This is a genomic window from Peribacillus sp. NPDC097895 (assembly GCF_050277555.1).
Lineage (GTDB): Bacteria > Bacillota > Bacilli > Bacillales > DSM-1321 > Peribacillus.
In genome coordinates, this window is record NZ_JBNNSH010000001.1 from 71,624 (window position 1) to 82,630 (window position 11,007).

General features: G+C 39.5%; 10 protein-coding genes. 8 read left to right on the forward strand and 2 right to left on the reverse strand.

Annotated features, from left to right (window positions below; genetic code table 11):
* Positions 1–53: 53 nt before the first annotated feature.
* Together ACQKMH_RS00320 and ACQKMH_RS00325 are read left to right on the forward strand one after the other, a co-directional pair.
* A complete protein-coding gene (locus tag ACQKMH_RS00320; protein ID WP_427585559.1) occupies positions 54–1,241 on the forward strand; it encodes an iron-containing alcohol dehydrogenase in 1,188 nt (395 codons plus the stop codon).
* Positions 1,242–1,363: 122 nt separating this feature from the next.
* Complete coding sequence (locus ACQKMH_RS00325) at positions 1,364–2,938, forward strand: BCCT family transporter (protein WP_427585560.1); 1,575 nt, start codon at positions 1,364–1,366, stop codon at positions 2,936–2,938.
* 123 nt (positions 2,939–3,061) lie between these two features.
* On the opposite strand, the gene ACQKMH_RS00330 is transcribed toward ACQKMH_RS00325, so the two are convergent.
* Positions 3,062–3,205 (reverse strand): YrzO family protein, encoded by a 144-nt coding sequence (locus ACQKMH_RS00330; protein WP_427585561.1) that lies wholly within the window; start codon positions 3,203–3,205, stop codon positions 3,062–3,064.
* Between the two features lie 33 nt (positions 3,206–3,238).
* Positions 3,239–4,204 carry a DMT family transporter gene (locus tag ACQKMH_RS00335; RefSeq protein ID WP_427585562.1) on the reverse strand — a complete coding sequence of 322 codons (966 nt, stop codon included), beginning with the start codon at positions 4,202–4,204 and terminating at the stop codon, positions 3,239–3,241.
* A 133-nt stretch (positions 4,205–4,337) separates the two neighbouring features.
* Between ACQKMH_RS00335 and ACQKMH_RS00340 the strand changes: the two genes are divergently transcribed.
* The 6 genes from ACQKMH_RS00340 (at position 4,338) to ACQKMH_RS00365 (ending at position 10,927) form a co-directional block, all read left to right on the forward strand.
* A complete protein-coding gene (locus tag ACQKMH_RS00340) occupies positions 4,338–5,228 on the forward strand; it encodes a LysR family transcriptional regulator (RefSeq protein ID WP_427585563.1) in 891 nt (296 codons plus the stop codon).
* Between the two features lie 97 nt (positions 5,229–5,325).
* Entirely contained in the window at positions 5,326–6,219 is an 894-nt protein-coding gene (locus ACQKMH_RS00345) for a LysR family transcriptional regulator (protein ID WP_427585564.1), read from the forward strand.
* 215 nt (positions 6,220–6,434) lie between these two features.
* Positions 6,435–7,631, forward strand: coding sequence for a M20 family metallopeptidase (locus tag ACQKMH_RS00350; RefSeq protein WP_427585565.1), 1,197 nt, complete (start codon positions 6,435–6,437; stop codon positions 7,629–7,631).
* Between the two features lie 65 nt (positions 7,632–7,696).
* Positions 7,697–9,127, forward strand: coding sequence for a YfcC family protein (locus tag ACQKMH_RS00355; RefSeq protein ID WP_427585566.1), 1,431 nt, complete (start codon positions 7,697–7,699; stop codon positions 9,125–9,127).
* A 361-nt stretch (positions 9,128–9,488) separates the two neighbouring features.
* Positions 9,489–10,355 carry an RNA polymerase sigma-70 factor gene (locus ACQKMH_RS00360; protein WP_427585567.1) on the forward strand — a complete coding sequence of 289 codons (867 nt, stop codon included), beginning with the start codon at positions 9,489–9,491 and terminating at the stop codon, positions 10,353–10,355.
* A 110-nt stretch (positions 10,356–10,465) separates the two neighbouring features.
* Positions 10,466–10,927 carry a carboxymuconolactone decarboxylase family protein gene (locus ACQKMH_RS00365; protein WP_230160672.1) on the forward strand — a complete coding sequence of 154 codons (462 nt, stop codon included), beginning with the start codon at positions 10,466–10,468 and terminating at the stop codon, positions 10,925–10,927.
* The last annotated feature ends 80 nt before the right edge of the window (positions 10,928–11,007 follow it).

Genomic DNA, 11,007 nt, shown 5'->3' on the forward strand with positions numbered 1-11,007 from the left:
TTCACCAGATGAATGGATGAGCCATCAAAGATGAAAAAGTAGGAGGTTATATCGTGAGTATTTCTTTTGAATTCATACCTAAAACGCAGATTGCATTCGGAATTGACCGCTCTTTACAAATTGGAACAGATGTAAAAAGAATGAGTGGTCAGAATAAAGTTGTTCTTATTACAGACCCCGGTGTAATGAAAGTTGGCCTTTCTGATATCATCTTGAAGGCCCTCGAGAATGATGGTGTAGAAACCCTTGTCTTTAGTAATGTGCAAAGTGATCCAACAGCAGCGTCTATTGATGAAGCGGCAGAACTTATTCGCCGGTCCGGTGCTAAATGTGTAATTGGTCTGGGTGGGGGTTCTGCAATGGATGTAGCAAAAATGGCCTCACTTGTAGCAGGAGCAGAACATCCGACAATACATTATGCGCTTATGGCACATCCATTTGCACCAAAGAGCATTAAAGCGATTATGATTCCCACAACTTCTGGAACAGGAGCAGAAGTGACAAGTACGGTTGTCTTTTCTACGGACGAAAAAAGAAAGGTATGGGGATGGGATGCGGATATGGCACCGGAACTGGCCATTTTAGAACCGAAATTCACTGTAGCCTTGCCGGACTTTTTAACAGCGGCTACAACCCTCGATGCCCTTGTTCATTCGATTGAAGCCTGCGCTGGAAAAAGATCGAATCCATTTATTGAAGCATTAAGCTTACAATCGATTCGATTAATTGCCAAACATTTTGAAACAGCGCTGCAAAACCCTGCCGACCTAGAGGCGCGAGGAAATCTCGCACTTGCAGCAACCCTCGCAGGCATGGCCATCGAGCAAGGTGGTACCGGAATTGCTCATTGCATCGGTCATGCGCTCGGAACTCTAGGAAGGATTCATCATGGACGTGCTGTCTCCATTGCTTTAACTGCTGCATATTCTTGGAACGCAGAAGAATCCACCCAAATCCATGCTGAAATCGCCCGTGCTCTCGGTGTTAAAGAAGAAGGATTGACAGAGAAAGAACTAGCTCTTGCAGGAGCAAATGTGTTTAACCGGTTAGTGGAAAACAGCGGATTAAAGATTTCACTTCAAGATGATGGTTTAAGCTTTGCTGACATTGATCGACTTGTTGAAATCGCCTTATCAAAGGAAAATACGCCAATGCGTTTAAATAATTGCCGCGTGGCAACTAAAGAAGAATTGAAAGAGTTTGCCAGCAAGATCTTAACACCTTCACCGGTTAATGCATAAAAAGAAAATTGGTATTTTGGAAGTTTCTTATTTTTATCATTTCGAAATGGATGAATCTAATGCATCCATTTCGAAACGGGAGATGTAAGCGTTTTCTGCGTAGATGGATTAGGAGGGGAAATATGAAAAATATCCGACACTTAGTGTTCTGGCCGCCGTTTTTATTACTGTTAGGTGCCGTTATACTTAGCTTTACCAATAAAGAAGCGTTTATAAAAATAACGACCGATGCAAACAATTGGGTCATTGCAAACCTAGGAGGAGTATTTAGTATAAGCGGGTTACTCATGGTAATAGCGTGTATCGCCACTTACTTTTCTCCACTAGGAAAAGTTAAAATTGGCGGTGCAAATGCTAAACCCATCTTGAGTTTCAAAAACTGGTTTGCCATCACATTAACCACAACCATTGCTTCTGGTTTAACATTCTGGGGTATCGTTGAGCCTGTGTACCATGTATCAGCACCACCAGAATCCTTGGGAATTGAACCAAATAGCCCCGCAGCGGCTATCTTTGCCATGTCAACGATGTACCTTCATTGGACAATTACACCTTATGCCATCTATTGTGTACCAATTATTGTTTTTGCGTTTACTTATTATAATATGCGCAAACCATATAGCTTATCGTCTACATTATCACCTGTTCTAGGTAAGAAATTGGAAGGGAAAAGCGGACAAGTGATTGATGCCGTCTGCCTATATACTTTGGCTTTGGGGATGGCAGCTTCCATGGGTACAAGTACGATGAGTCTAGCAGGTGGAATCAAAAGCCTGACTGGAATACAAAGTACACCCGTTGTTTGGGGAATTATTACTCTTGTCGGAACAGCCATTTTTATTGTTTCTGCATCAAGTGGATTGACAAATGGAATCCGAATTTTATCGAATATTAACGTTAAAGCTTTCTATGCTGTTGCCTTATTCCTTCTTATTGCAGGCCCGACTTCTTATATGTTGAATTTAGGAACGGAATCATTCGGTTACTACTTAACACACTTCTTTGAGAAGAGCTTATTTACAGGAGCTGCCGCTGGAGATCAATGGCCACAATGGTGGACAACGTTTTATTGGGCTAACTGGTTTTCATGGGCAGCGATTACGGCTTTATTTCTAGGGAGGATCGCTTATGGATATACGGTAAAAACAGTAATCTTTGTCAACTTTATTTTGCCGGCGTTATTCGGCGGCATCTGGATGACGATTTTTAGTGGAACATCGATTAAGATGCAAATGGAAGGGGGAGCACTCGCAGGAGTATTGAATGACAGTGGTCCTGAATCGGTTTTATATGCCGTATTTGAGGCGCTGCCTTTCGCTCAAATTGTGATTCCTTTTTATTTATTCATCGTATTCCTTTCCTTTGTTTCGGGGGCGGATGCAAATACCGCAGCAATGGGTGGCATCAGTTCGACTGGCATCTCTCCAAAAAGTCCCGAACCAGGACTTTTAATTAAAGCTACTTGGGGAATAACCGTAAGCTTTGTTTCATGGATGATGATCAGCTTTGCGAAAATTGACGGGATTAAAATGCTCTCTAATCTTGGTGGTGTACCAGCTCTTTTATTGGAGCTCGGTGTATTGATTGCACTATACAAAATCGCAAAATCTCCTGCAAAATATGATGTTACTGATCAAAAGAAAATCGAAGAAGACCAAGACTTAATAGATTTAGAGAAAAAAAGTGAAGTCAGTTAACCAACTATAAAAGTGAAGAAAACCGAGGCAAGGATGCTGCCCCGGTTTTCCTGCGTAAAATGGAATGGGATAATTGATTTATCCTTCTTTTGCTTACAGACACGGTTTTGCCAAAAGTCCATATTACTGAATTCTTTTACTTCTATCATGATATAGATTAATTAATTCTGCATTTTGCTTATTCATTTTTTTTACATTCTTATTAATCGTGGCCAATTCCCATAGTACAGCTAATCCAAAGATTAGTATAAGCGTTAATAAATCCATTGTTGCCCTCCTATTAATGTTGTGTACCTTTAATTAAATGATTTTTTTCAATTTCCTTGGATTCAATTTCTCAACTTGGGAAGGCAAGTTTTTTCTTTGATAATAATTGTTTTGAAACAATGCATATGTCACTAAAAAAGTTCCCAGTAATTCGAATGATGATAGTGATTTTCCTTGGATAAAAACGATGACCAACGTGGTTATTGGAACTAAATTGATAAATAGGATCCCGTTGATCGGCGTTAGAAGTTTAATACCTAAATTCCAGCTTAGAAGGGCTATGGCACCGGGAAAAATAATCATGAAAATCATCTCGCCATAAATGGATTGCATAACCTCTGCTGTAGGGACTGACAGGCCCATTGCAGTTGCGAAGAATGTTATGATTGCGGACACAGTTGTTCCTAAAATGCACGTTAAAGTCGAATAGCGGAGTGTTGACCATCCATTGAATTGGTCGCCGCCCATCGTATAAATAACCCATCCTATAACCCCGATAAGAATGAAAAGGATAGGGATGATGCTATCTTTCAATAAAAATAGGAATGATATGTTGCCATTGGTAATGACAAGAATGGCCCCGATCAAGGCAAGGAACATGCTGGCGATGGTATATTTCATGGGTCTGGCATTTTTGAAAACCCACATTATTAAAATTGAAATCATGGGCATTAATGATTCCATGATGGAAGCAACAATTACCCCGTTATGTCCCAGTAAGTCTTGACCGGCGAAAATGAGAAAGTTGTATACAGTAAACGCCATCGTTCCAAAAAACAATAATTTCTTACCTTTCCCTTCCAGGCTAAATGACTCCTTCCCCTCTTTAATTAAAAGCAATATCCCTAAAATTACGCTAACAGCTAAATATCGCAGAAAAGAGAAATAAAAAGGATCAATATACATTAGGGCCCTTTCTGCAACTGGAAACATGGCTCCCCAAGAAATACTGGCTATCAAACATAAAAGTGCACCGATTAAAACTTGATTTTTTTTCATAAAAGCTTCCCTTCAAAAATAATGATTGATTAAATTCCTATACACACCTTATGATAAAGTCATTATCATGTAAAATGACTTAAAATGAATATAATCATCATTATTAATGATAGTTGAGAAAGGGGTCACTTTTTTGGAAATGCGGGATTTACAAATATTCCAGTGCGTCGCTAAATATGGAAGCGTAAGTAAGGCGGCTGTTGAGTTGAATTACGTCCAATCCAATGTAACGGCGAGGATTAAGCATTTAGAGCAGGAGTTACGGACGCCTTTATTCAATCGACATAAACGTGGTATGTCTTTAACTGCAGAAGCTAGAAAAATGCTGGAGTATGTAAACAAAATTTTGCTTGATGTGGAAGAACTCAAGCAAGTATTCCTGGATAGTGAAACACCTACAGGGATATTGAACATCGGTACAGTTGAAACGGTCAGCGGCCTTCCTATGATTCTAGCCTCTTATCATAAACAGTATCCAAATGTCGATTTATCCATAAAGGCGGGATTAACCGAAGACCTAATTAAAGATGTCATCGAACATAGGCTGGATGGCGCTTTTGTTACAGGACCAATTAAACATCCGCTCATTCAGCCATACGATGTATGTACTGAAAAACTTGTATTAGTTACAAGAAATGAAACATTTGACCTTGAAGAAATAATAACAGAACCATTTTTAGTATTCAGTCAGGGTTGTGGATATCGCCATAAACTGGAACAATGGCTGAAAGAAGAAGAAGTGATGCCCAAAAGGATCATGGAGTTCAATGTATTGGAAACAATCTTAACCAGCGTAACACTGGGCCTTGGCATTACCCTCGTACCACAATCAGCGGTAACTCACCTTGCAGCCAATGAAAAAGTGCACGTGCATGCAATTCCGGAAGAATTCGGCAATATCTCGACTATCTTCATACACCGTAAAGATGCTTATATGACAAACTCCATGCAAAGCTTCTTACAAACGATTGAAGCTCATCATGACAACCGATTTAATCTTGGAACAATTCCTGAGCTAATATGAGGGAAGGGGGGCGGCATAACTCTTTACATAGAAGGATAGAGGATCGCTGAAACCGTTGATTATTAGGATGCGAAACTATTAGGGGTGGCGAAAACGTATGGATGAAAAAGATTGTTTAATTTTGCAATATTTATATAAAGATCAGAATCTAACAAAAGCTGCAGAACGACTTTACATGACCCAGCCTGCCTTAACGTATCGCGTAAGACAAATTGAAAAGGAATTTCAGACAGAGATATTGTCCAAAAATGGAAAGAATATTAAAATGACTCCTGCTGGTGAATATTTGGTAAGCTATGCGAAAAAAATACTCATCGATTTGCGCCATACAAAAGAATATGTATTGAATATGGGAAGTGAAACGAAGGGGAGTTTGAAATTAGGCATAAGCAGCCATTTCGGGCTTTATAACCTACCTTCCATTTTAGAAGAGTACATGGTCAATTATCCTATGGTCCATTTAAATGTTGATACGGGCTTTAGTACGGAAATGATGGAATTGCTCATCCAAGGGGAGATTGATGTTGCGATTGTAAAAGGCGATTATGAATGGTTCGATGAAAAGTATCTTCTGGCGGAAGAAAAAATATGCATCATTTCAAAAGATGAGATACCTGTTGATAGCCTTCCAGAATTTCCGATGATTAATCGCAAAGAACCGAATGTCTTGCTAAAATATAGAAATATATCGCAAATTCCCTCTGAAAAAGGTATAGACTATTGGTGGAATGAAAGGTTTACATCACCTCCTTTCATGATGATGCAAGTAGATAGCTATGAGACATGCAGGGAAATGGTAAAAAGAGGGCTTGGGTATTCCATTATTCCCCGTGTGTTTCTACAAAAAAATGATGGCTTGTACTCCCATGATTTGGTTTTAAAAAATGGTGAAGAACTAAAAAGAAGAACTTGGATGCTATACCGACAATCATCCTTACAATTAGCCAGTGTTTCCAAGTTTGTGAGTGAGATCAAAAAGCTATTTTACTAACATATATATACAAAGGAGAACACCTACTTTTGGTTGTTCTCCTTTTTGTGTTTGTGACCAATGAATTTATAAATATTCATGATGATTATTATTTAAACTATAAAAATTTTTTTTAGTTTCATAAAAAAACCTTAATTTTACTTATCAATAAAGTGAACGTAATATTATAAAAAAGAAACACTTAATTTTCTGAATTTTTTGGAGGTTGTATATTTATGTCAATGCATGTAGTGGAAGGAAAGAAATCGATTCAATCCGCGGTTGACGCCCGTGATGCTGAATTACGTGAGCTTGCATTAAAGATTCATGCTCATCCAGAACTTAGTTTCCATGAATACGAGGCAATGAAATGGTTGATGGAGCCATTAGAGACAGCAGGCTTCTCGATTGAAAAAGGTATTGCAAATTTAGAAACTTCATTCAGGGCAACATGGGAGGGGCACCCTGGTGGTCCGACGATTGCCATTTTAGCTGAATATGATGCACTGGCAGGGCTTGGTCATGGATGCGGCCATAATATTATTGGGACATCAGCCATTGGCGCAGCATTGGCACTGAAAGATGCCCACCCTGACCTTCCGGGGAAAATCATCGTATTAGGGACGCCTGCAGAAGAGGAAGGCGGAGGGAAAATTTTAATGGTAGAGGATGGGGTTTTCGATCATGTGGATGTAGCCATGATGTGTCATCCGCAAAAACAGACCATGGTATTACGTGGTGGATTAGCATGTGTGGATGCATCCTTTACGTTTCATGGAAAAGCATCACACGCGTCTTCTGCTCCCGAAAAAGGAATTAGTGCTCTGGATGCAGTCATTAATACTTTTGTTGCCGTCAATTCGTTGCGTCAGTTTTTTAAAGATGATGTAAGAATCCATGGAATCATAACAAAAGGCGGGGATGCAACAAATGTAGTTCCTGCTTATTGCGAGGCTGAGTTTTTACTGAGAGCCAGTACTGTGGAAGAATTAAATGTCGTTCGTGAGAAAGTATATGCTGCAGCTCGTCATGCTACAGAAGCTGTAGGTGCAAGAATCGAGATAACCGAAGGTCTCGTATATGCGGAACGAAATAATAATAAAGCACTAGCCGCCTTATTTAAAGACAATCTAGAGATGTTAGGGGAGGTAGTATGCGACCCGCCTGCAAAAGGAGGAATCGGTTCATCTGATATTGGTAATGTTGGACAAGTAACTGCAACGATTCATCCGTACATCAAAATAACGGATGACGCAATCACCCATACTCCGGAGTTTGTACAAGCAGCAGCTTCAGAGAAGGGGATGATCGGTTTAAATAAAGCAGCAAAGGCTTTAGCAATGACGGCATATGAAGTATGTATGAACCCTCAATACATTCATGAAATTCGAGAAGAGTTCGAAGTCTGGAAAGCTAATAAATCATGTAAATGAAGATAAGGGAAGATTCCGTTTTGCGGGGGATCCAGGTAAAAATAATGTAAAAGGTGGTACAAAAAGTGAGTAAAGCTAGTGCTGAAAAAATAAAGAGTGAACCCCCATTCAAAAAAAGTAAAATGAAAATGCCACACACATTTGTCATTATTATTTGTATGATCCTAGTTGCAGCAGCATTAAGCTATTTAGTGCCCGCAGGTGAGTTTGACAGAGTGGAAGATAAAAAAACAGGGAATACGGTAGTAGTCGAGAATTCGTACCATTCGGTAGAGGACAACCCCATTGGCATATTTGAAATTCCTTTAGCCATTGTACATGGCCTTATTGATGCAAGTGATACTGTATTCTTTATTTTCATTGTCGGCGGAGTATTTCAAATCATTAATTCCACAGGTACGATTGAGGCCGTGGCTGCAAGGGTTGGAAAGACTTTCATGAACCAAGGAATTGTCATTATTCCTATTTTTTTAACTTTATTTTCAATAGGGGGATTCACCATTGGCATGTCGGCTGAAGTCATGGCGTTTGTACCAATTGGCATTGCGATTGCAAGGTCATTAGGCTATGATGCCATGACTGGAACTGCCATGGTGATGCTCGGTGCAGCAGTAGGCTTTACAGCTGGTCTTCTTAATCCTTTCAATGTAGGAATTGCTCAAGCCATTGCTGAAGTTCCGATGTTCTCCGGGATGTGGTTACGTGGGATCATCTTGGTTGTATTATTAATTGTCACGAGCATTTATATCATTAGATATGCAAAAAAAGTGAAGAATAATCCACGTGCCGGTATTGTGTATGACTTAGAAAAAGAAGAAAAGCATGAGAATTTGGATATATCCTCTTTATCTTCCATGAATCCTAGACATTACTTAACGATTATTGTCGTGTTGATAGGATTTAGCTTCTTGATTTGGGGCGTTTCCAAAAAAGGCTGGTGGATGGAAGAATTAGCTGCATTTTTCTTATCTTTAGGTGTTGTTGTTGGGTTTTTATCAAAATATGGTCCGAGCAAAATTGCAAGCGAGTTTGTACAGGGGGCAAGGGATATTACATTCGGAGCCTTTATTGTTGGGCTTGCAAAGGGAGTAGTCGTGGTGCTAGAGCAAGGACATGTCATTGATTCGGTGGTTAACGGACTTGCCGCAACTGTAGGCCATTTGCCTAGTTCGATCCAAGTTCTTGGCATGTATATATTTCAAACCATCATGAATGTGTTCATTACTTCAGGAACGGGTATGGCAGCAACGACCATGCCGATTTTAACACCACTTTCCGATTTGATCGGTGTTACAAGACAAACGACCATCCTCACTTATCAGTTAGGAGATGGTCTATCAAACTGCATTCTCCCTACCTCTGCCATGCTTATGGGAAGTTTAGCAGTCTCTAAAATCAAATATCAAGAATGGGTAAAATTTTTCTGGCCCTTGTTAGCGATATGGATCGTTATAGGTGCGGTATTTATATTAATAGCTGATTTCATTAGGTACTAAAACTTATCATTTATGGAATGATAAGTGGTGAATGGATGTATATCTGGATAAACAGAATTAGAACGATGGGGAGCAGCTCTTTGGCTGCTCTTTTTTTGAATTAATCAGGTGAAGAAGGATAAATGATTGGCTTAGAGAATAGTTATGGAAGGTGTCATCCGTTCGAATCTTGATTGTTCTTCATATCCTCAAGCATGGAGTGTATCTTAGTTGCTAATCTATGCAATCCTAGAAAACAACGGGCATCAAAAATCAGATACATATCAGCGACATTTGGGAGATAATGAAAACTATAACTTGAATTACATCATATCCAAAGGAAATGTCATTCTACAAATTTGATAGAAAATAGGTGAAGCAAGTGGAGTTGGATACATTATATAAGACATATCAACCTTTTCTTTTTTCCATCGCATACCGGATGCTTGGATCTGTTACCGACGCAGAAGATATCGTTCATGATTTATTCCTGCAGCTTAAGCTTGATACAGAACAAATTAAGGACATGAAAGCATATCTTGCGAAAATGACGACAAATCGCTGTCTGAACTTTTTAAGTTCAGCCCGTAAGAGAAGGGAGGTTTACACAGGACCTTGGTTGCCTGAACCTCGGGTAAACGAAACAGAGCAGCCTTTGGATAAGGTTGTAACGGATGAAACGGTTGCTTATGCCTTCCTCGTTTTACTGGAACAACTTTCACCTGTTGAAAGAGCTGTTTTCGTACTTAGAGAAGCATTTGCTTACAACTATGAGGATATTGCCGAGATGCTCGAAAAGAATGAAGTGAACTGCAGAAAGATCTACAGCAGGGCTAAGCGGAAATTACAGAATGATATGCCAGTGCATCCGGAGGATACTAAACAAGTCGATCTTTTGGCAAAAAAATTCATTAAAGCATCTACGACAGGGAACTTTGAGGAGTTTTTGGATATTCTTACGGAAGATGTTGTACTTGTGACTGACGGCGGAGGAAAAGTGATTTCTGCATTAAATCCAATTGTAAATAAACAGCGTGTCTCCTCCTTTCTTAAAGGAATTTCCGCTAAAGGAAGCTTCATAGGAGAATTGCTTCCAGTAATGGTCAATGGTCAGAAAGGGATATTACAAGTAAAAGACGGGCATCCCATCAAAGTCATCTGCTTTGAACTAGATTCAAAACAACAAAATATCCAGAAAATCTTTATTGTTTCAAATCCGGATAAATTAGATCATATTCCCGTTCCCTAATAAGGATAGACTGTGAGCTCAAATGTGGGCTCTCTTTTTTTATGTCACAAATCAATCTTCTATTTTGTCTTATAAGTGGAACCTAAAACGATTTAATGGAGGAGATATACATGGAACAACGCATTAATTACATGAAGACGAATCGGGAAGTAGTCAAATTAATGATTGAATTGGAGGAGTACAAGAAAACGACGGGAATTGATGGTAAATTAATCGAATTGATTAAAATTCGTGCTTCTCAAATCAATGGCTGTGCGTACTGCTTGGATATGCACACAAAGGATGCCCGGGCAATGGGCGAAACTGAACAACGAATTTACTGTTTGAGTGCTTGGCGTGAATCACCATTCTATCTAGAGTCGGAAAGGGCAGCGCTAGAATTGACAGAGGCGGTCACGACCATTTCGGCAAACGGTGTACCAGACGATCTATATGAACGGGTACGCCTTCATTTTGATGAAAAACAATATATCGATCTCGTTACCATAATCATCACGATCAACGGCTGGAACCGATTGGCCATTTCAGCCAAAAGCATACCCGGACACTATAAGCCTGTAACAGTTAAATAATCTTGTGAATCCCTTGTATTCTTAATGGATACAAGGGGTTTTTTTCGTGGATTCTGAACAGTCTACCCTCATTTTTTTAT

Bases quoted from the DNA above. Each gene is read 5' to 3' on its own strand.
- ACQKMH_RS00325 (WP_427585560.1), top strand. From the start codon at position 1,364: ATGAAAAATATCCGACACTTAGTGTTCTGGCCGCCGTTTTTATTACTG.
- ACQKMH_RS00330 (WP_427585561.1), bottom strand. From the start codon at position 3,205: ATGGATTTATTAACGCTTATACTAATCTTTGGATTAGCTGTACTATGG.
- ACQKMH_RS00335 (WP_427585562.1), bottom strand. From the start codon at position 4,204: ATGAAAAAAAATCAAGTTTTAATCGGTGCACTTTTATGTTTGATAGCC.
- ACQKMH_RS00345 (WP_427585564.1), top strand. From the start codon at position 5,326: ATGGATGAAAAAGATTGTTTAATTTTGCAATATTTATATAAAGATCAG.
- ACQKMH_RS00350 (WP_427585565.1), top strand. From the start codon at position 6,435: ATGTCAATGCATGTAGTGGAAGGAAAGAAATCGATTCAATCCGCGGTT.
- ACQKMH_RS00365 (WP_230160672.1), top strand. From the start codon at position 10,466: ATGGAACAACGCATTAATTACATGAAGACGAATCGGGAAGTAGTCAAA.